Annotated in this window: 20 protein-coding genes; 7 read left to right on the forward strand and 13 right to left on the reverse strand. The window is 70.9% G+C overall.

The window, feature by feature from the left end:
• Window positions 1-104 precede the first annotated feature (104 nt).
• The 5 genes from ACFVDP_RS20280 to ACFVDP_RS20300 all read right to left on the reverse strand — a co-directional run bounded on the left by ACFVDP_RS20280 (window position 105) and on the right by ACFVDP_RS20300 (window position 4715).
• Entirely contained in the window at window positions 105-914 is an 810-nt protein-coding gene (locus ACFVDP_RS20280; protein WP_383491288.1) for a MetQ/NlpA family ABC transporter substrate-binding protein, read from the reverse strand.
• Between the two features lie 22 nt (window positions 915-936).
• Window positions 937-1767 (reverse strand): MetQ/NlpA family ABC transporter substrate-binding protein, encoded by an 831-nt coding sequence (locus ACFVDP_RS20285; RefSeq protein ID WP_383491291.1) that lies wholly within the window; start codon window positions 1765-1767, stop codon window positions 937-939.
• A 77-nt stretch (window positions 1768-1844) separates the two neighbouring features.
• Window positions 1845-2564 (reverse strand): methionine ABC transporter permease, encoded by a 720-nt coding sequence (locus ACFVDP_RS20290; RefSeq protein ID WP_383491293.1) that lies wholly within the window; start codon window positions 2562-2564, stop codon window positions 1845-1847.
• A complete protein-coding gene (locus ACFVDP_RS20295; protein WP_383491499.1) occupies window positions 2561-3634 on the reverse strand; it encodes a methionine ABC transporter ATP-binding protein in 1074 nt (357 codons plus the stop codon). Before ACFVDP_RS20295 ends, ACFVDP_RS20290 begins: the two co-directional genes overlap by 4 nt.
• A gap of 430 nt (window positions 3635-4064) precedes the next feature.
• Complete coding sequence (locus ACFVDP_RS20300) at window positions 4065-4715, reverse strand: HAD-IA family hydrolase (RefSeq protein ID WP_383491295.1); 651 nt, start codon at window positions 4713-4715, stop codon at window positions 4065-4067.
• Between the two features lie 73 nt (window positions 4716-4788).
• Between ACFVDP_RS20300 and ACFVDP_RS20305 the strand changes: the two genes are divergently transcribed.
• Both ACFVDP_RS20305 and ACFVDP_RS20310 read left to right on the forward strand, forming a co-directional pair.
• Window positions 4789-5148, forward strand: coding sequence for a hypothetical protein (locus tag ACFVDP_RS20305; protein ID WP_383491297.1), 360 nt, complete (start codon window positions 4789-4791; stop codon window positions 5146-5148).
• Window positions 5129-5599, forward strand: coding sequence for a hypothetical protein (locus ACFVDP_RS20310; RefSeq protein WP_383491299.1), 471 nt, complete (start codon window positions 5129-5131; stop codon window positions 5597-5599). Before ACFVDP_RS20305 ends, ACFVDP_RS20310 begins: the two co-directional genes overlap by 20 nt.
• A 42-nt stretch (window positions 5600-5641) precedes the next feature.
• Here ACFVDP_RS20310 and ACFVDP_RS20315 read toward each other — a convergent pair whose 3' ends face one another.
• From ACFVDP_RS20315 to ACFVDP_RS20325, 3 genes are all read right to left on the reverse strand, one after another.
• Window positions 5642-6142: a GNAT family N-acetyltransferase gene (locus ACFVDP_RS20315; protein WP_383491301.1), complete on the reverse strand. Its 501-nt coding sequence runs from the start codon at window positions 6140-6142 to the stop codon at window positions 5642-5644.
• A gap of 17 nt (window positions 6143-6159) precedes the next feature.
• Window positions 6160-6708, reverse strand: a complete 549-nt coding sequence (locus ACFVDP_RS20320) for a sigma-70 family RNA polymerase sigma factor (RefSeq protein WP_383491303.1) — start codon at window positions 6706-6708, stop codon at window positions 6160-6162.
• Between the two features lie 74 nt (window positions 6709-6782).
• Window positions 6783-7985, reverse strand: a complete 1203-nt coding sequence (locus ACFVDP_RS20325) for a glycerophosphodiester phosphodiesterase (RefSeq protein WP_383491305.1) — start codon at window positions 7983-7985, stop codon at window positions 6783-6785.
• A gap of 342 nt (window positions 7986-8327) precedes the next feature.
• Between ACFVDP_RS20325 and ACFVDP_RS20330 the strand changes: the two genes are divergently transcribed.
• Window positions 8328-8957 carry a lysophospholipid acyltransferase family protein gene (locus ACFVDP_RS20330; protein ID WP_383491501.1) on the forward strand — a complete coding sequence of 210 codons (630 nt, stop codon included), beginning with the start codon at window positions 8328-8330 and terminating at the stop codon, window positions 8955-8957.
• 187 nt (window positions 8958-9144) lie between these two features.
• On the opposite strand, the gene ACFVDP_RS20335 is transcribed toward ACFVDP_RS20330, so the two are convergent.
• Window positions 9145-10674, reverse strand: a complete 1530-nt coding sequence (locus ACFVDP_RS20335; RefSeq protein ID WP_383491307.1) for an MFS transporter — start codon at window positions 10672-10674, stop codon at window positions 9145-9147.
• A complete protein-coding gene (locus tag ACFVDP_RS20340; protein ID WP_383491309.1) occupies window positions 10671-11222 on the reverse strand; it encodes a TetR/AcrR family transcriptional regulator in 552 nt (183 codons plus the stop codon). The genes ACFVDP_RS20335 and ACFVDP_RS20340 overlap by 4 nt, the downstream gene beginning before the upstream one ends.
• Window positions 11223-11373: 151 nt before the next feature.
• On the opposite strand from ACFVDP_RS20340, the gene ACFVDP_RS20345 reads away from it, so the two are divergent.
• Window positions 11374-11643, forward strand: coding sequence for a hypothetical protein (locus ACFVDP_RS20345; protein WP_383491311.1), 270 nt, complete (start codon window positions 11374-11376; stop codon window positions 11641-11643).
• 84 nt (window positions 11644-11727) lie between these two features.
• Here the strand turns inward: ACFVDP_RS20345 and argH are convergent, their stop codons facing one another.
• Entirely contained in the window at window positions 11728-13155 is a 1428-nt protein-coding gene (argH, locus tag ACFVDP_RS20350; protein ID WP_383491313.1) for an argininosuccinate lyase, read from the reverse strand.
• Window positions 13156-13302: 147 nt separating this feature from the next.
• On the opposite strand from argH, the gene ACFVDP_RS20355 reads away from it, so the two are divergent.
• Window positions 13303-13890: a pyridoxamine 5'-phosphate oxidase family protein gene (locus ACFVDP_RS20355; RefSeq protein WP_383491315.1), complete on the forward strand. Its 588-nt coding sequence runs from the start codon at window positions 13303-13305 to the stop codon at window positions 13888-13890.
• Between the two features lie 3 nt (window positions 13891-13893).
• Entirely contained in the window at window positions 13894-14604 is a 711-nt protein-coding gene (locus ACFVDP_RS20360) for a L,D-transpeptidase (protein ID WP_383491317.1), read from the forward strand.
• Here ACFVDP_RS20360 and ACFVDP_RS20365 read toward each other — a convergent pair whose 3' ends face one another.
• Together ACFVDP_RS20365 and ACFVDP_RS20370 are read right to left on the reverse strand one after the other, a co-directional pair.
• Entirely contained in the window at window positions 14605-16083 is a 1479-nt protein-coding gene (locus ACFVDP_RS20365; protein WP_383491319.1) for a sensor histidine kinase, read from the reverse strand.
• Window positions 16080-16811 carry a response regulator transcription factor gene (locus ACFVDP_RS20370; RefSeq protein ID WP_383491321.1) on the reverse strand — a complete coding sequence of 244 codons (732 nt, stop codon included), beginning with the start codon at window positions 16809-16811 and terminating at the stop codon, window positions 16080-16082. The genes ACFVDP_RS20365 and ACFVDP_RS20370 overlap by 4 nt, the downstream gene beginning before the upstream one ends.
• Before the next feature lie 169 nt (window positions 16812-16980).
• Between ACFVDP_RS20370 and ACFVDP_RS20375 the strand changes: the two genes are divergently transcribed.
• Window positions 16981-18351, forward strand: a complete 1371-nt coding sequence (locus ACFVDP_RS20375; protein WP_383491323.1) for a ferric reductase-like transmembrane domain-containing protein — start codon at window positions 16981-16983, stop codon at window positions 18349-18351.
• Window positions 18352-18357: the final 6 nt, after the last annotated feature.

The following is an 18357-nucleotide window of genomic DNA, read 5'->3' on the forward strand; positions in this document are numbered from 1 at the left end:
GCATGCAGCATGCAGGCACGTAACTGCACATGGGGGCCGCCCCTGTTGCCGGGAACGGCCCCCATGGAGGGTGTGCCTTCAGGCCGTACGGCCCGTCGATTGCCTCAGGTCGGAAGCACCGAGCCCTTGTACTTGTCCTCGATGAACTTCTTCACCTCGGGCGAAGTGAGCAGCTCGGCGAGCTTCTTCACGCGCGGGTCGTCCTCGTTGCCCTTCTTGACGGCGAGGACGTTGTTGTACGGGTTGTCCTTCACCGATTCCAGAAGGATGGCGTCCTTCTTGGGGCTCAGGTCCGCGTCGAGCGCGTAGTTGTTGTTGATGACGGCCGCGTCGACGTCGCTCAACGAGCGCGGCAGCTGCGCCGGTTCGAGCTCCTTGAACGTCAGGCCCTTGGGGTTCTCCGCGATGTCCTGGGGACTCGCGTTCGCGCCCGCGTCCTTCTTGAGCTCGATGACACCCTTGGAGGCGAGGAGTTCGAGCGCCCTGCCTTCATTGGTGGTGTCGTTGGGCAGTGCCACGGTCGCGCCCTTGCGGAGCTTCGTGACGTCGCCGATCTTCTTGGAGTAGACGCCCATGGGCGGCAGGTACACGTCGGTGACCGCGCTCAGGGTGGTGCCCTTGGACCGGTTGAAGTCCTCCAAGTAGGGCTTGTGCTGGTACAGGTTGGCGTCGAGGGTGCCGTCCTGGAGGGCGGTGTCCGGCAGGACGTAGTCCGTGAACTCCTTGATCTCCAGGTCGAGTCCGGCCTTCTTCGCCAGCTTGTCCTTGACGTACGCGAGGACTTCGCCGGCCGGGGTCGGGGTGGCCCCGACGACCAGCGTGCCGTTCGCGTCGGACTTGCCGGATCCGCAGGCCGTGACGCCGAGGGCGAGTGCCCCGGCGATCACGGCGGCGGGAATCGTGTGGGTGCGCATCACAGGTACCGGAAGAGGCCTATCAGAAGGAGGGGAGCACCGAGCCCTTGTACTTGTCCTCGATGAACTTCTTCACCTCGGGCGAGGTCAGGAGCTTGGCGAGCTTCTTCACGCGCGGGTCGTCCTCGTTGCCCTCCTTGACCGCGAGGACGTTGTTGTACTTGTTGTTCTTCGCCGACTCCAGGACGAGGGCGTCCTTGGCCGGGTTGAGGTCGGCACCGATGGCGTAGTTGCCGTTGATCACCGCGGCGTCGACGTCCTGGAGGGAGCGCGGGGTCTGGGCCGCCTCGACCTCCTTGAACGTCAGGTCCTTCGGGTTCTTCGCGATGTCCTGGGGGGTCGCGGTGGCCTCGGCGCCGCTCTTGAGGGTGATGATCCCGTTGGCGGCGAGGAAGCGCAGGGCGCGGCTCTCGTTGTCGGCGTCGTTCGGGACGGCGATGGTGCCGCCCTTCTTGATGGCGTCGACCTTGTCGGCCTTCTTGGAGTAGAGGCCGAGCGGCTCCAGGTGGACGGTGGCGACCGACTTCAGGTGCGTGCCGTTCTTCTTGTTGAAGTCCTCGAGGTACGGCACGGTCTGGAAGTAGTTGGCGTCGACCGAGCCGTCCTCGGTGGCGTTGTTCGGCTGGACGTAGTCCGTGAACTCCTTGACCTCGAGGTTGAGGCCGGCCTTCTTCGCCAGGTTCTTCTTGATGTAGTTGAGAACCTCGGCGTGCGGGACGGGAGTCGCGGCGACGACCAGCGGGTCGGACGCCTTGGCCTTCGTGTCGCCCTTGTCGGAGCCGCAGGCGGTCAGGCCCAGGGTGAGGGCGCCGGTGGCGAGGACAGCTGCGGTGATCTTGGTGGTGTTACGCACGAAAAGTGCCTTTCTCCATGGTGGTGCAACCCGCCGGGTGAGGCGGGGAGTCCGGAAACTGCGGGGGGGGGACGCCGTCAGGCGCCGGCGGACCGCGTTTTGAGGAACGCGCGGAAGCGGAGCGGTTCGCCGCCCTTGCCCGCACGGCGGTGCAGGACCCGGGCGCCGCTGTCGCCGGCGAACTGGATGACGGCGATGGCGACCGCGAGGACGGCCACGATGATCCACATCAGGGACGTCTCGAAGCGCTGGTAGCCGTAGCGGATGGCGAGGTCGCCGAGGCCGCCCGCGCCGACCGTGCCGGCCATCGCGGAGTAGCCGATGATCGCGATGATCGTCGTGGTGGTCGCGGAGATCAGCGACGGCAGCGACTCGGGTACGAGGACCTTGCGCACGACGGTCCAGGTGTTGCCGCCCATCGACTGCACGGCCTCGACGAGCCCGCCGTCGACCTCACGCACGGACGTCTCGACGAGCCGCGCGAAGAACGGGATGGCGCCGATGGCGAGCGGCACGATGGCGGCCTCGCGGCCGATGGTGGTGCCGACGATCCAGCGGGTGAAGCCCATCAGGGCGACCATCAGGATCAGGAAGGGCATCGAGCGGACGATGTTCACGATCTGCCCGATGACCTTGTTGGTGACGGCGTTCTGCGCCATCCCGCCGCGGTCGGTGAGGACGAGCAGGACGCCGAGCGGCAGTCCGACGACGACGGCGATCAGCGTGGACCAGCCGACCATGTAGAGGGTGTCCCAACATGCCTGGGACAGCAGCGGCTGCATCTCCGACCAGGTCACTTGGACACACCTTCCTTCAGCAGTACGGACGCGCGGTCGTCGCGGGCTGTGTTCTCGACGGTCTCGGCGTTCTCGACGATCTCGACCTGGAGGCCCTGCTCGCGCAGGAAGCCGATGGGTACGACGTTGTCCTCGTAGCGGCCGGGCAGTTCGATGCGCATCCGGCCGACCTGCTTGCCGGCGACGGTGTCCATCGCGGCGCCCAGGATCGAGATGTCGATGTTGTAGGTGCGCGCGAGCTGCGACACGACCGGCTGGGTCGTCGACTCCCCGTGGAAGGTGACGTCGATGACGGTGCGGTCGTCGCCGGACGCGTCGCCGCCGACGGGGAAGAGCGCGGCGGCGAGTTGGGAGCCCGGGGTCGCGAGGAGTTCGCTGACCGTGCCGGACTCGACGATCCGCCCGTGCTCCATGAGGGCGGCGGAGTCGCAGACGGTCTTGACGACGTCCATCTCGTGGGTGATGAGCAGGACGGTCAGGCCGAGCTGCCGGTTGAGGTCGCGCAGCAGCTGGAGGATCGAGCGCGTGGTCTCCGGGTCGAGGGCGCTGGTGGCCTCGTCGGAGAGGAGCACCTTCGGGTCGCCGGCCAGGGCGCGGGCGATGCCGACGCGCTGCTTCTGGCCGCCGGAGAGCTGGGCCGGGTAGGACTTCGCCTTGTCGGCGAGGCCGACCAGGTCGAGGAGTTCCAGCGCCTTGGAGGAACGTTCCTTCCCCGACTTGCCGAGGATTTCGAGGGGCAGCTCGATGTTGTCCTGGACGGTGCGCGAGGACAGCAGGTTGAAGTGCTGGAAGACCATGCCGATGCGGCTGCGCGCCTCGCGCAGTTCCCGGCCGGCGCGCGGGCCGCGTCCGGCGAGGGCGGTGAGGTCCTGTCCGGCCACCGTCACGGTGCCGGAGGTGGGGCGTTCCAGGAGGTTCACGCAGCGGATCAGCGAGGACTTGCCGGCGCCGGACTGGCCGATGACGCCGTACACCTCGCCTTCGCGCACGTGCAGATCGACGCCGTCGAGGGCGGTGACCTCTCGGCCGCGCGAGCGGTAGACCTTGGTGAGGCCCTGGGTGGTGATCACGTGGATGTCCGTCACTGTCGAGTGCGCGGCACGGGTGGCGCCGGGCACGGGGCATTCATTCGGAACTGGGGAGTTTCCGGGCGCGCGACAGGTTCTCGCGCCGGCACGGGGCCGGCAGACAAGTCCGTACGGAGAAGCTGTGCGCGGGGCAGACCCGGTCACGTAGGCGAACTGTTTCTCCCTGCGGAGTCACTCCCTACGAAACAGGGCGCGCGGGTCTCGCTTCGGGGCGCGAGAACAGGCGGTCTTGCGGGGGCCCTCAGAAGGCGCACATTCGACACATACAACGAGCACCGGGCGTCATGGTCGCCTCGGTCGCAAGGGTGCGGCTGCTCGTCGTGGTCATGCGGGCAAGTAAAGCAGACGTGAGGACGCGCCCCATCCTTGTTGTCCGAATAGCGGACAGCGGTGGATGGCGCTCCGGGGCCGGTCAGGGGGCTGCGGTGATCTCCACGCCGGCCTCTGTGACCAGCGCCGACACGGCCGACAGGTCCTTCACCACGACGTCCGCGGAGAGTTCGCCGACCGCGTGCGTTGTGGTCAAGGCCACGGTCGTCATGCCGCCGGCGCGGCCCGCGGCAAGGCCGGCCGGAGCGTCCTCGAAGACGACGCAGCGCGCCGGGTCCGCGCCCAGCTTCTGCGCGGCGAGCAGGAACGGCTCGGGGTCGGGCTTGCCGCGCGTGATGTCGTCGGCGGCGACGATCAGCGGCGGGGTGATGCCGACGGCCGCGAGCCGGGCCGCGGCGAGCCTGCGGGTGGCGGAGGTGACGACGGCCCAGCGGCCCTCGGGGAGCGAGGCGAGGAGGTCCCGGACACCGGGCAGCAGCTGCGTGCCGCCGTTCGGCACGTCCTCGACCTCCAGCTCCTCGATGCGCGCGACGGCCCCGGCGACCCGCTCGGCGGGCAGCAGGTCGGCGACGATCTCGGCGGCGGGGCGGCCGTGCAGCTCGATGGCCGCGAAGTCCTCGGCGGTGATCCCGTACTCCTGCGCCCACCTGGTCCAGCAGCGGTACACCGACTCCAGGGAGGAGACCAGGGTGCCGTCGTTGTCGAAGAGGAGGGCGTCAGCGGTGATCTTCATGGTCCCCGAGCGTACGGCCGGGGTGCCGGGGCCGCGCGCGGCGGGCCTTTTCGGCCGTAATAGGCTCTCGGCCATGCTTGATGCCCTGACCCTGGTGACGGGTCTCGCCGCGTTCGCGCTCGCCGCGTGGTGCGGTTACGCCGCCTATCGCGACCAGCCGACCAAGGACTGGCACTTCATCGGCATGGCCGTGGTGTCGGTGCTCGCGCTGGTGCAGCTGGTGGTCGGGATCGTGCAGCTGGCGCGGGGCGAGAAGGCCGCGCAGGGCACGACGATCTTCGTCGCGTATCTGATCGGGGCGTTCGCGTGTGTTCCGGCGGCGGGTTTCATGTCGCTGGCGGAGCGGACCCGCTGGGGGTCCGTGACCGTCGCCGCGGGCGGTGTGGTGCTGGCCGTGCTCGAAGTACGTCTCTATGACATCTGGGGAGGATGAGGTGGCTGTGGCCTCTTCGGAGAAGGCGTCCTCGAAGCAGAAGCGCCGGTTGATCAGCGGGCCCGGCATGCTGCTCGTATGGCTCTACGGGGTCATGGTCGTCGGGGCCGTGTCGCGCTCCGCCGTGCAGATCTCCACCGACTTCGGCAAGGCGCCGCTCGCGTACACGCTGTCCGCGGTGGCGGGGGTCGTGTACGGGTTCATCACGTACTCGCTGGTGCGCGGCGGCGACAAGGCGCGGCGGGCCGCGTTCGCCTGCTGCGCCCTGGAGCTGGCGGGCGTGCTGATCGTCGGCGTGTGGACGCTGGTGGAGCCGTCGGCGTTCCCGGACGCGACCGTCTGGTCGGACTTCGGGATGGGCTATCTGTTCATCCCCGTGATCCTGCCGGTGACCGCGATGTACTGGCTGCGCAAGGGCGTGCTGCAGCACGAGGCCCCGGCCGGGGCCTGAGGCTTCGGCGGGTGCGGCCGGGGCGGCGCCCCGGCCGTCCGGTCAGACTCCGGAGAGGCTCGCGGTCTGCGGCTCCTTCGCCAGCGTGACGAGCGTCAGCCGCTCGTCTACCTTCCGCGTCGTCACCGGGGCGTAGCCGTGCCTGCGGTACAGGCGCAGGTTGTGCTCGCTGCGGTGGCCCGTGAAGAGCTCGAAGCGCTTGGTCGTGCCCGCCGTGACCAGCTGGGCCTCTATGGCGGCCAGGAGCCGGCCGCCGAGACCGTGGCGCCGCAGCCGCGGGTGGACGATCAGCTTGCCGATGTGCGCCGTGCCGTCGGCGTCGGTGGTGCCGCGCACGGACGCCACCACTTCGTCGCCGAGGCGCGCCACCAGGACGGTGCCGCCCGCCAGTTCGGCCCGGAACGAGTCCAGGGACTGGGTGAGCGGCTCGATCGAGTAGTCCCCGTAGAGCTGCGCCTCGCTCTGGTAGCAGAGGTACTGCAGTTTGAGGATGTGTTCGGCATCCGCTTCGGTCGCCGCAGAGATGGTCACGCTCATGCCCATGTGTGCATGCCTCCCGCTCACCTGTCCACCGGTTGTCCCTCACCTTTTCCCCGGCGGGCATACGGCGCAACCTCCGCGGCCATGATTCTGCGCAGGCATCCCAGACATCTGGAACGTTCCGGCCCAAGGCTGCCCTGTGACATACCCAACTCGCCCGCGATCTCCCGGTACGTGAGGTCGTGCGGGGACAGCAGGGCGCCGATGAGGCGGGGGCAGCGTCCGGGCAGTCGGCGTACGACCGCGTGCAGGGTCCGCGCCCGCTCCCGGGCGAGCGTGTGCCGCTCCGGGTCGGACTCCCGGGGGTCGGCGGCGGGCTCGGTGGCGCAGGGCTGTTCCCGCAGACCGGTGCGGCGCAGACGGCGGGCCTCGGCGTGGACCGTCCGGGTGAGCCAGGCGGCCGGGTCGGCCGGCGGGCCCTGGACCGCGAGCCGTTCCAGCAGGCGCAGCCAGACGTCCTGCTCCAGGTCGGCCAGGTCGTCGAGGCCGGCGGCGGGCAGTTCGGCGTGCGCCTCCGCGGTGAGCAGCGGGCGCAGGGCGTCGAGCACCCGGGTGTCGTACGTCGTCATGTACGACGGGACGGGCGGGCCCGGCGGCTGGTTGCCGGGCCCGCCCGTGTCTCACTCCAACCGGCGCCCGGGCGTCAGCCGTTGACGAAGTCCTCGCGGGCGAGGAGGGCGGTGTCGCAGTTGTCGGAGAAGATGCCGTCGATCCCGGTGGCGTAGTACGCCTTGAAGGCGCCGAACGCGTCGCCGTACGCGTTCGGGTCCGTGCCCTTCTTGAAGTCGGCCGGGAGGAAGGTGTTCTCGTTGCGCATCGTGTACGGGTGCAGGATGAGGCCCGCCGTGTGGGCGTCCTTCACCAGGGTGGTCGGCGCGAGGAGCTTGCCGGAGGCGTCCTTCGGGATGATCAGGTCCAGGGTCGGGCCGATGCCGTTCGCGTATCCGGCGATCTCGGCAAGCCCCTTGGGCGTGATCAGGTCGGCGACGGTGCGCGGGTCGCCGATGTCGACGAAGTCGGCGGGGCGGGAGTTCGCCGAGGAGAGCAGGACGGCCAGCGGGTTGTCGACGAGCTTGTTCAGGCGCTGGATGCTGGTCGGCTCGAAGGACTGCAGGATGACCGGCGAGTTCTTCTTGTGCAGCCCGTGGGCGCGCAGGATCTTCGCGAGCCGCTCCTCCAGGCCGAGGCCGAGCTTGCGGAAGTAGGTGGGGTGCTTGGTCTCGGGGTAGATCCAGACCTCGCGGCCGCGCTTCCTGCTCTGCTCGGCGCGCCAGGCGAGGACCTCCTCGAAGGTGGGGATCTCCCAGCGGCCGTCGTAGAGGGTGTTGTGCTGGCGGTTGCCGGGGATGCGCTCCTTGGCGCGCAGCGTCTTCAGCTCGGCGAGCGTGAAGTCCTCGGTGAACCAGCCGGTCGTCGAGACCCCGTCGATGATCTTGGTGGTCTTGCGGGAGGCGAACTCGGGGTGCGCCGAGACGTCCGTCGTCCCGCCGATTTCCGGCTCGTGACGGCATACGAGGTGGCCGTCCTTGGTCGGGCAGATGTCACCGGCCTCGATGACGTGGGCGCCCATGTCGAGCGCCAGCTGGTACGAGCCCAGGGTGTGCTCGGGGCGGTAGCCGCTGGCTCCGCGGTGACCGATGACGGTCGGTACGGGCAGGCCCTTGATGCCCTTTCCGGAGTGATTCGCGCCACTGCCGGACGAGCTTCGGTCCGCCGCGCTCGCCGCGCCGGGTGCCGCGAGGGCCGCGGCGCCCGCGCCGAGCACCGCCGCGCCGAGGAGCGAGCGGCGGCCCACTCCCGTGGTCCCCCGGTTCTCCTGTGCAGACTGTGACTTCTCGTTCCCCATGAAGCACTCCTCCCGACCGGTCGTGCCTTGCACCTGTCAAAGCGGTCCCGATCGTAGGTGGGCGGGTGTGACGAACGGGAGACCTCGTGCGGAACGGGAGGGTGTGGTGAGGTGACTGCTGGGGGGCGCGGGTGCCCAGCTGGTGCGCGCACTCACGTCAACTCTGCGTATCCAGTCGGTGAACCCGATGTGCGGCCGGGCCGCAGGCGCGAGTATCGTCCTCACCTGCACAGACCGCACGGCCGGATCCCAGGCCGTACCCAGACTGAAATCTTGTCAATCTCGACACCGGAGGGCCCGTTGTCCCGCTTCGCGCTCATCAAGGCAGTGCTCGGACCGATCATGCGCCTGATGTTCCGCACCCGTGTGGAAGGCGCCGAGAACATTCCGGGCACTGGCCCCGTCATTCTGGCGGGCAACCATCTGACGTTCATCGACTCGATGATCCTGCCGGTCGTCTGCGACCGGCAGGTGTGCTTCATCGGCAAGGACGAGTACGTCACCGGGAAGTCGCTCAAGGGCCGCCTCATGGCCTGGTTCTTCACCGGCGTCGGCATGATCCCGGTCGACCGGGACGGTGCCAACGGCGGGGTGGCCGCGCTGATGACCGGCCGCCGCATCCTGGAAGAGGGCCGCATGTTCGGCATCTACCCGGAGGGGACCCGGTCCCCCGACGGGCGCCTGTACCGCGGCCGTACCGGTATCGCGCGGCTGACGCTGATGACCGGTGCGCCGGTGGTGCCGTTCGCGATGATCGGCACGGACAAGCTGCAGCCGGGCGGGGCCGGGATGCCGCGTCCGGGGCGGGTGACCGTGCGGTTCGGTGAGCCCATGGAGTTCTCCCGGTACGACGGGATGGGGCGTGACCGGTATGTGCTGCGGGCCGTGACCGACTCTGTGATGGCTGAGGTCATGCGGTTGTCGGGGCAGGAGTATGTGGACATGTACGCCACCAAGGCGAAGGCCGCTTAGGCGTTCTGACCTGAGCTGGGGCCCCCGGGGATTTCCGGGGGCCCCAGTTTTTTGTACGGGGCTGGAGCGCGGGTTGGTCGAGGCGCCTGTCCGGCGCTGGGGTGCTGCCTTGCCCACCCTGCCGCTCTGGAGGTCCCCCCGGACGGAGTCTGGGGGATGGCAGATTGCCCAAGGCGGCGGGGGTGGGCTAGTTCTCCAGGTGCTGGCCTCTGAGCATGAACCAAGCTGCCACTGATGTCGCCAGGAGGACCGCCGCGCCCACGCCGGCCGCCAGTTGGAGGCCGTCCACGAAGGCGGTCTGGGCCGAGGACAGGAGTTCTTGGGCCTGGGCAGCGGGCAGGGCGGAGGATGATTCGAACGCGCCGCCGAGGGATTCGTGGGCGGCCGAGGCCACGTCCGCCGGGGTGCCCTCGGGGGCCGTGAAGCTCGCGTAGACGCCCGTGACGATGGAGCCGAGCAGGGCGATGCCGAGGGCCGCGCCGAGTTCGTACGCCGTCTCGGAGACCGCGGACGCGGCGCCCGCCTGCTCCTTGGGGACGCTGGAGAGGATCACGTCGGCCGTCACCGTGAAGGAGAAGCCGGCGCCGATGCCGACGACCAGCAGTACGGTGCCGAGCAGCGGGTAGCCCGTCGACTGGCTCAGGGTCGTGAGCGCGGCGAGGGCCAGGCCCACCGCCGCCAGGCCGCCCGCCACCACGACGCGCACCGAGAAGCGGCGCGCCACGAATCCGGCGATCAGGCCGGCGCCCACCGCGCCGACCGCGGCCGGGAGTTCGGCCAGGCCCGCCTCGAACGGCTCGCGGCCCTGGACCAGTTGGAGGAACTGGGAGAGGAAGAAGATCAGGCCCGCGAGGCCCAGGATGGTGAGCAGGTCGGCGAGGACGGCGCCGGAGAAGCCGCGGTTGCGGAACAGTCGCATGTCCAGCAGGGGCGAGGCGAGGGTGAGTTGGCGCCGGACGAAGGTGGTCAGGGCCGCCACGCCGATGACCGCCGTAGCCACGACCTGCCAGCCGATGCCGTGCGCCGCTGCTTCCTTGATCGCGTAGACGACACCGATCATGCCGATCAGGGACAGTCCGACGCTGGCCAGGTCCCAGGGGCCAGGGACCGGGTTCTTCGACTCAGGGATGAGCTTCGCTCCGACGACAACCAGGACCGCCATCACGGGCAGGTTGATCAGGAAGACCGAGCCCCACCAGAAGTGCTCCAGGAGGAACCCGCCGACGACCGGGCCGACCGCCGCGCCCGCCGAGGCCATGGCGCCCCAGATGCCGACGGCCAGTGAGCGCTCACGCGGGTCGTGGAAGATGTTGCGGATCAGGGCGAGGGTGGAGGGCATGAGCGTGGCACCCGCGACACCCAGCAGGGCGCGCGCCAGGATCATCAGCTCCGGCGTCGTCGCGTACGCGTTGAGCACCGAGACCGCGCCGAACGCGACGGCGCCGACGAGCAGCAGCTTCTTGCGGCCGATGCGGTCGCCGAGGCTGCCCATGGAGACCAGAAGTCCGGCGATGACGAACGAGTAGACGTCGCCGATCCACAGCAGCTGGGTGCCGGACGGCTTCAGGTCCTCGCTGATGTACGGGGTCGCGAGTCCGAGGACCGTCGCGTCCACGGCGACGAGCAGCACGGCGAGCACGAGGACGCAGAGGGCGAGCCACCGGCCGGGGCGCGACACCACCTCCGCCGCGGGGGTGCGCTGGTGTGTGCTGGTCATGGTTCCACGCTCCGTCGTGCGCCGCCGAGCAGCAGCTCGGCGATCATGTATGAGAAGTCCTTGGCCGCGACGCGGCCGTCCTGTACGGCCCAGGCGCCGCTGCCGATGAGGCCGTAGAGCGCCTCGCAGAGCCAGGCCGGTGTCAGGTCGATGCGGAACTCGCCCGCCTCCTGGCCGCGCCGGAACAGCGCCACCATGCGGGCGTCGAGCCGCTCCCAGCCCGCGTTCTGCCCCTCGCCCTCGAAGAGCTGGTTCTCCGTCGTGAGGAAGGCGAGCAGCGGGGCCGCCGGCTCCATCTCCCGGACCAGGCGGCGCAGTGCGTCGGCGGCCGGGCCGTCGTCGAGCCGGGCCAGGTCGAGCGCCGCCTCGCACTCCTGGATGCCGAGGATCTCCAGCGCGCGAACGAGGGCGTCGCGGCCCGCGAAGTGGCGGTGCAGGGTCGCGCGGCTGATGCCGGCTGCCCGGGCGACCTCGTCCATCGTGGCGGTGGACTTGCGGGTGAGCAGGGCGGCGGCGCTGCGCAGCACCTGTTCGCGATCGACTGGCATGAGACAAGAGTAAGTCATGTGAGACATGAATGTCTCATTCTTTTGTCGCGCGAATGATGGCGATGACTCCGGTGGCCCGGCCGCTCACCCGGTGTTACGACTGACGGGACGCCTGGGCAGGCCCCCGGCGGAACTCTCGGGAGGTACGGGCATGGGGTGCTGCATCTTCGCGGCGATGGCGGCGATCGGGCCGCGCGTCGCGCTCGTGATCACATGGCTCTTCACGAACCTCGTGGACCGCGCGTTCACCGGCGTGCTGCTGCCGCTGCTCGGCCTGATCTTCCTGCCGTGGACGACGCTGGGGTTCGTGTTCGCCTACGCGCCCGTGGCCGGGGTGCGCGGCATCGGCTGGCTGGTGGTGCTGATCGGACTGCTGATGGACCTGTCGAGCTACGGCGGCGGGGCCAAGGCGCGTCGCTGATCCGCCGGCGGCCACGACAGCAAGGGCCCGGTTCGTCCTCGTACGGACGAACCGGGCCCTTGGCCGTGGGGACGGGTCTGCGGGCTACTTCTTGGCGTCGGCCCAGGTGCGCTGGACGCCGAGGTCCTGCTTGAGTTCCGCGAGCTGGACGGCGACGGCGCTGGGGGCGGTGCCGCCGCGGCCGTCGCGGGAGGCGAGGGCGCCCGGCACGTTCAGGACCGTGCGGACCTCGGGCGTGAGGTGCTCGGAGATCTTCGCGAACTGCTCGTCGGTGAGCCCGTCGAGCTCCTTGCCCTCGGACTCGGCGACCTTGACGCACTCGCCGGCGACCTCGTGCGCGACACGGAACGGCACGCCCTGCTTCACGAGCCACTCGGCGATGTCGGTGGCGAGCGAGAAGCCGGCCGGGGCCAGCTCCTCCATGCGCTCCCGGTTGACCGTGAGCGTGGCCATCATGCCGGTGAAGGCCGGGAGCAGCAGCCGCAGTTGGTCGCAGGAGTCGAAGACCGGCTCCTTGTCCTCCTGGAGGTCGCGGTTGTAGGCGAGGGGCAGCGCCTTGAGCGTCGCCATCAGGCCGGTGAGGTTGCCGATGAGGCGGCCGGACTTGCCGCGGGCCAGCTCGGCGATGTCGGGGTTCTTCTTCTGCGGCATGATCGACGAGCCGGTGGAGAAGGCGTCGTGGAGGGTGACGAAGGAGAACTCCTTCGTGTTCCACAGGATGATCTCCTCGGCGATCCGGGAGATGTTCACGCCGATCATCGCGGTGATGAAGGTGAACTCGGCGACGAAGTCGCGCGAGGCCGTGCCGTCGATGGAGTTGCCGACCGAGCCGTGCTCGAAGCCGAGGTCGCGGGCGACCGCCTCCGGGTCGAGGCCGAGCGAGGAGCCGGCGAGGGCGCCCGAGCCGTACGGCGAGACCGCCGTGCGCTCGTCCCACTGCCGCAGCCGCTCCGCGTCCCGGGAGAGCGCCTGGACGTGGGCGAGGACGTGGTGGGCGAAGAGCACCGGCTGGGCGTGCTGGAGGTGGGTGCGGCCGGGCATCGCGGTGTCCGGGTGCGCCTCGGCGAGGCCGACGAGGGCTTCCTGGAGGTCGGCGATCAGGCCGCCGACGACCCGGGCCTCGTCGCGCAGGTACATCCGGAAGAGGGTCGCCACCTGGTCGTTGCGCGAGCGGCCCGCGCGGAGCTTGCCGCCCAGGTCGACGCCGAGGCGCTCCAGGAGGCCGCGCTCCAGGGCGGTGTGCACGTCCTCGTCGGCGATGGTGCCGACGAAGGAGCCGTCCGCGACATCGCCTTCGAGCTGGTCGAGTCCGGCGATCATGCGGTTCAGCTCGTCGTCGGTGAGCAGGCCCGCCTTGTTGAGCACGCGCGCGTGGGCGCGGGAGCCCGCGATGTCGTACGGCGCCAGGCGCCAGTCGAAGTGGACGGAGGCGGAGAGTTTCGCCAGGGCCTCGGCGGGGCCGTCGGCGAACCGGCCGCCCCAGAGGCGGACATCGCCGGTGTTGCTGCTCACGTGCTCTGCTCCTCAAGCCGGTGGGTGTCATGCATGATTATGCAGAGTTCCGCATGAATCGTCAATCGCGGCCGCATGCACAGATCGACCGTCTCACCTTTCAAGATCCTCTGTCCAACATGTGGTCGGCTTCGCCATACTCCTCGCATGGGAAAAAGCTACGAGAGCATCGACGGCCGCCTGCGCACCTTCATCGAGTCGCAGCCCCTCTTCTTCACCGCGACGGCCCCGCTGGCCGGCGACGGCACGGTGAACCTCTCCCCCAAGGGCCTCAAGGGGTCCTTCGCCGTCCTCGACCCGCACACCGTCGCCTACCTCGACTTCGCGGGCTCCAACGCCGAGACCGTCGCGCACCTGCGGGAGAACGGCCGGATCACGCTCATGTGGTGCGCCTTCCAGGGCCCGCCGACCATCGTCCGGGTGCACGGGCGCGGCGAACCCGTCTTCCGCGACGACCCGCGCTTCGCCGACCTCCTCGGGCACTTCGACGCCATCGACCCGACGCGCAACGGACTGCGCGCCATCATCCTCGTACGGGCCGAACTCGTCCGGGACACCTGCGGATACGCCGTCCCCTTCATGACGTACGACGAGGAGCGCACGCTGCACGGGGACTTCTTCGCCCGCAAGGACGACGCCGGGCTGGACGCGTACTTCCAGAAGAAGGAGTACATCGGAACCAGCCTGGACGGACTTCCGGGGCTGCCGTTGCCGCTGCCGCCCGCTAGCTTCTGACCCATGCGTCCTTTACGAGTAGGTATCGCCGCCGCTGTCGCCTTCTGTGCCGCGCTCGGTGCCGCGCCGTCCGCGAGCGCCGCCGCTCCGCTGCCCGCGCGGATGGCGGACACCGGCGGCGGCAGTCAGCTGATCACCGCCGAGGCGCCCCGCGCGTCCTCGACCTCCGGCACCGTCACCTGGTGGGACCGGCGCTCCGACGGCCGCTGGGTGAAGGCCGGTTCCGCGCCCGCGCGGTTCGGGGCGAACGGGCTCGTGGCGGGCGGCAGGCGCGAGCAGGGCACGAACACCACCCCGGCCGGGCTCTACGACCTCCCCTTCGCCTTCGGTACGAAAGCGGCACCGGGCGGCACCTCCGTCGCGTACCGGCGGGTGCGGGACTCCTCCTGGTGGTGCCAGGACAACACGTCGCGCTCCTACAACCGCTGGACGCAGCCCCGTCCGGCCGACTGCCGCGCCTCGGAGTCCGAGCATCTCGCCGACTACGCCACGCAGTACGCGTACGCCCTGGTGATCGGCTTCAACTACGACCGGCCGGTGCGCGGGCGGGGCGCCGGGATCTTCCTGCACGTCAACGGGCGGGCGGCGACGGCCGGTTGTGTGTCCGTACCGAAGGACGACATGCGGCGGATCATGGCGTGGGCGCGGCCGGGGCGGGCGCCGCACATCGCCATCGGGACGTCGGGCGGGGCGACGGCGATCACGAAGTACTGATCACTCGTCGTCGCGGGCGCCCCGGGGCAGCCGGACGGTGAACTCCGTCGTGCCGGGCCCGCTCTCCAGCGTGACCGCGCCGCCGTGCGCCTGCGCGACCCCGGCGACGATGGACAGGCCCAGGCCGGTGCCGGTGCCCCCGTGCTCGCCGCGCCGCCGCTCGCCGTGGACGAACCGCTCGAAGAGCGTGTCCCTGATCTCCGGCGGGATGCCGGGGCCGTCGTCGGCCACCGCGAGCAGCACCGCGTCCGGGCCGCTCGTGAGGGAGACCGTGACCTCGGTGTCGGGCGGGGTGTGCAGCCGGGCGTTCGCGAGGAGGTTGGCGAGGAGCTGGTGGAGGCGGTGGGCGTCGCCGGTGACGGTGACCGGTTCCTCGGGCAGCCGCAGCGACCAGCGGTACCCGGGACCCGCCGCACGGGCGTCGTCGACCGCGTCGAGGACGAGCCGGGTCAGATCGACGGTGACCCGCTCCAGGGGGCGGCCCGCGTCGAGCCGGGCGAGCAGCAGCAGGTCGTCGACCATCGCGCCCATCCGGCCGGACTCGGCGGTGATCCGCTCCAGTGCCCGGGTCACCTCGGGCGGCACCGGGCCGGGGTGCAGCAGCGCGAGTTCGGCGTGACCGCGGATCGCCGCGACGGGGGTGCGCAGTTCGTGGCTGGCGTCGGCGGAGAAGCTGCGCAGCCGCTCCTCGCTGCGCTGGCGCTGGGTGAGCGCGTTCTCGACATGGCCGAGCATGCCGTTGAAGGCGCGGGTGACCCGGCCGATCTCGTTCTCGGGCGGCAGGGTCTCGGGGGCGCGGGCGGGCAGCTCCACCGCACCGCTGGCGAGGGGCAGTTCGCTGACCCGGGCGGCGGTGGCGGCGACCCGGTTGAGGGGGCGCAGCGACCAGCGCACCCACAGGGCGCCCGCGATGCCGGTGACGACGAGGGCGACGCCGAAGACGATGCCGGAGACGAGTTCGAGCCGGTGGACGGTGGCCTGGACGGGTTCCAGCGGCAGGCCGGTGATCAGGACGTCGCCGTCCCGGCCCGGCGCCGCGACCACGCGGTACTCGCCGAGCGTGGACAGGTCGACGGACGTCCCGGTGCCGTCGGCCGGCACGGCGGCGAGCTTCTTCTCGTCGGCCGCGCTCAGCGGTGCCGACTGGTCGCTCGCGTCGTCGCCGGAGCGGACCACCCCGGCCTGGGTGACCCGCCCGTCGACCAGGCAGACGCCGAGCGTGCCGGTGGTCTGGCGGCGGGTGTCGCCGTGCTCGTCGCCGTCGTGGTCGTCGCGCCCGGTCGCGGTGCCCCGGTGCTCGATGCTGGCCGGGTAGGTGCTGCCCGCGTCCCGCAACTGCTGGTCGAGGCGGGAGGTGAGGAAGCCGCCCAGCTGGAGGACGGCCACGATGCCGACCGCGGCACAGCTGACCGCGAGCAGCACGACGAGTCCCGCGGTGAGCCGTCCGCGCAGGGTGCGCGGCGCCCGCGGCCACCTCACCGGGCCGCCGGTCTGAGCAGATAGCCCGCGCCCCGCACGGTGTGGATCATGGGTTCCCGGCCCGCGTCGATCTTCCGGCGCAGATACGAGATGTACAGCTCGACGACGTGCGCCTGGCCGCCGTAGTCGTAGGACCAGACGAGGTCGAGGAGCTGGGTCTTGCTCAGCACGCGGCGCGGATTGCGCATCAGGCAGCGCAGCAGCTGGAACTCGGTCGGGGAGAGGTCGACCGGCTCGCCGCCCCGGGTCACCTCGTGGGCGTCCTCGTCCATCTCCAGGTCGCCGACGGTGAGCAGCGCGGACGCGGCCCGCTCCCGGGTCATCCCCGCGCGGCGCAGCAGCCCGCGCACCCGGGCGACCAGTTCGGCCAGCGCGAACGGCTTCGTCACGTAGTCGTCGCCGCCCGCCGTGATGCCCGCGATGCGGTCCTCGACGGTGTCCCGGGCCGTGAGGAACAGCACGCACACGTGCGGCTGGGCGGCCCGCAGCTCGCGCAGCACGGACAGGCCGTCGCGGTCCGGGAGCATGATGTCCAGGACCACGGCGTCGGGCCGGAAGTCGAGGGCCTCGGCCACGGCCGCGCGGGCGGTGGCGGCGGAGCGCACGTCCCAGCCCTCGTAGCGCAGGGCGCCGGTGACGACCTCGGCGAGGTCCGGCTCGTCGTCGACGACGAGGACCCGCACGGGGGTTCCGTCGGGGCGGGTCAGGGCGGCGGGGCGTTGGCTCATGTCCGTACCAGGATCTCTCGGTCGGTACGAGGATCTCTCGGTTCGCTCTGAGTTTCCTCTGAGAAATCCGCCCGGACCCCGGTGGGGCCGCCCCGCGGGGCGGTGCTCAGAGCCCGCTCAGAAGTTCGCCCAGCACAGTGGCACCTCTGAACAGCCGTGAGGAGGCCCCATGGTCACCGCGACCCACAGCCCACCGCCGACGAGCCACCGCGCCCCGGCCGTCGCGCACCGCCGCTCCCCCGCGGCGCCCCTGCTGGCCGCGGCCTGGGCGGGCGGCCTCGCGGTGCTCGGCCTGTGGTGGGCGGACACCGCCTCCGTGGTCGGCACGGCGGGCTGGCTGAACGGCGCGGGGCGGATCACCGGTCTGCTGTGCGGCTACATGTGCGCGCTGCTCGTCGTGCTGATGGCCCGGATCCCGTGGCTGGAGCGCGGCGTCGGCAGCGACCGCACGGCCCGCTGGCACGCATCGGCGGGCCGGTGGACGGTCGGGCTGCTGCTCGCGCACATGGTGCTGATCACGCTCGGGTACGCGGCGCAGGCGCACGACAACGCCGTACGCGAGTTCCTCACGATCACGCTCGACCTGCCGGAGATGCTGAAGGGCACGCTGGGCGCGGCGATCCTGCTGACGGTCGGCTTCGTGTCGGCGCGGGCGGTGCGGCGCCGGATGCGTTACGAGACCTGGTACTACCTGCATCTGCTCACCTACGCGGCGATCTTCCTGGCGTTCTGGCACCAACTGGCGCTCGGCGCCGACTTCGTGGGCAATGCCGCCGCGCGGTCCGCCTGGTACGCGCTGTACGTCGGCGCCGCCGCGCTGGTGCTGTGGTTCCGGGTGCTCGTGCCGGTGCGGCTGAATCTGCGGCACCGGCTGCGCGTCGAGGTCGTGGTGCCGGAGGCGCCCGGGGTGCACTCGGTGTGGGTGCGCGGCCGGCACCTGGACGAACTGGGGGCCCGGCCGGGGCAGTTCTTCCGCTGGCGGTTCCTCACCCAGGGCCTGTGGGCCGCTTCGCACCCGTACTCGCTGTCGGCGGTGCCGCGGCCCGATCTGCTGCGGATCACCGTGAAGTCGCTGGGCGACCACAGCGCGGCGGTGCCGACGGTCGCGCGCGGCACCCGGGTGTGGGCGGAGGGCCCGTACGGGGCGCTGACCGCGGACCGGCGGCGCCGCCGCAAGGTGCTGCTGCTCGCGGGCGGCACCGGGATCACCCCGCTGCGCACTCTCTTCGAGACGCTGCCCGCCGAGCCCGGCGACCTCACGCTGCTCTATCGGGCGCGCAGCGCCGAGGAGTTGGCGCTGCGCCGCGAGCTGAAGGCGATAGCCGACCGGCGCGGAGCGCGGCTGCTGTACGCGCTGAACGCGCCGGACGGGACGCGCACGCCGCTCACCGCGGACCGGCTGCGGGCGACGCTGCCCGACATCGCGGAGCACGACGTGTTCCTGTGCGGGCCGCGTGAGCTCTCGGTCGCCGCGTACGACGCCCTGCGCGCGGCCGGGGTGCCCGCGTCGCGCATCCACCACGAGTCGTTCGAGTTCTGAGGAGCG

This window comes from Streptomyces sp. NPDC057694 (assembly GCF_042799415.1).
Taxonomy (GTDB): domain Bacteria; phylum Actinomycetota; class Actinomycetes; order Streptomycetales; family Streptomycetaceae; genus Streptomyces.

Excerpts from the sequence above, each read along its gene's own strand:
- ACFVDP_RS20320 (WP_383491303.1), bottom strand. The coding sequence starts at position 6,708 with ATGACGACGTACGACACCCGGGTGCTCGACGCCCTGCGCCCGCTGCTC.
- ACFVDP_RS20305 (WP_383491297.1), top strand. The coding sequence starts at position 4,789 with ATGCTTGATGCCCTGACCCTGGTGACGGGTCTCGCCGCGTTCGCGCTC.
- ACFVDP_RS20315 (WP_383491301.1), bottom strand. The coding sequence starts at position 6,142 with ATGGGCATGAGCGTGACCATCTCTGCGGCGACCGAAGCGGATGCCGAA.
- ACFVDP_RS20280 (WP_383491288.1), bottom strand. The coding sequence starts at position 914 with ATGCGCACCCACACGATTCCCGCCGCCGTGATCGCCGGGGCACTCGCC.
- ACFVDP_RS20330 (WP_383491501.1), top strand. The coding sequence starts at position 8,328 with ATGCGCCTGATGTTCCGCACCCGTGTGGAAGGCGCCGAGAACATTCCG.
- ACFVDP_RS20310 (WP_383491299.1), top strand. The coding sequence starts at position 5,129 with ATGACATCTGGGGAGGATGAGGTGGCTGTGGCCTCTTCGGAGAAGGCG.
- ACFVDP_RS20300 (WP_383491295.1), bottom strand. The coding sequence starts at position 4,715 with ATGAAGATCACCGCTGACGCCCTCCTCTTCGACAACGACGGCACCCTG.
- ACFVDP_RS20340 (WP_383491309.1), bottom strand. The coding sequence starts at position 11,222 with ATGCCAGTCGATCGCGAACAGGTGCTGCGCAGCGCCGCCGCCCTGCTC.
- ACFVDP_RS20360 (WP_383491317.1), top strand. The coding sequence starts at position 13,894 with ATGCGTCCTTTACGAGTAGGTATCGCCGCCGCTGTCGCCTTCTGTGCC.
- ACFVDP_RS20335 (WP_383491307.1), bottom strand. The coding sequence starts at position 10,674 with ATGACCAGCACACACCAGCGCACCCCCGCGGCGGAGGTGGTGTCGCGC.
- ACFVDP_RS20345 (WP_383491311.1), top strand. The coding sequence starts at position 11,374 with ATGGGGTGCTGCATCTTCGCGGCGATGGCGGCGATCGGGCCGCGCGTC.
- ACFVDP_RS20370 (WP_383491321.1), bottom strand. The coding sequence starts at position 16,811 with ATGAGCCAACGCCCCGCCGCCCTGACCCGCCCCGACGGAACCCCCGTG.
- ACFVDP_RS20325 (WP_383491305.1), bottom strand. The coding sequence starts at position 7,985 with ATGGGGAACGAGAAGTCACAGTCTGCACAGGAGAACCGGGGGACCACG.
- ACFVDP_RS20355 (WP_383491315.1), top strand. The coding sequence starts at position 13,303 with ATGGGAAAAAGCTACGAGAGCATCGACGGCCGCCTGCGCACCTTCATC.
- ACFVDP_RS20375 (WP_383491323.1), top strand. The coding sequence starts at position 16,981 with ATGGTCACCGCGACCCACAGCCCACCGCCGACGAGCCACCGCGCCCCG.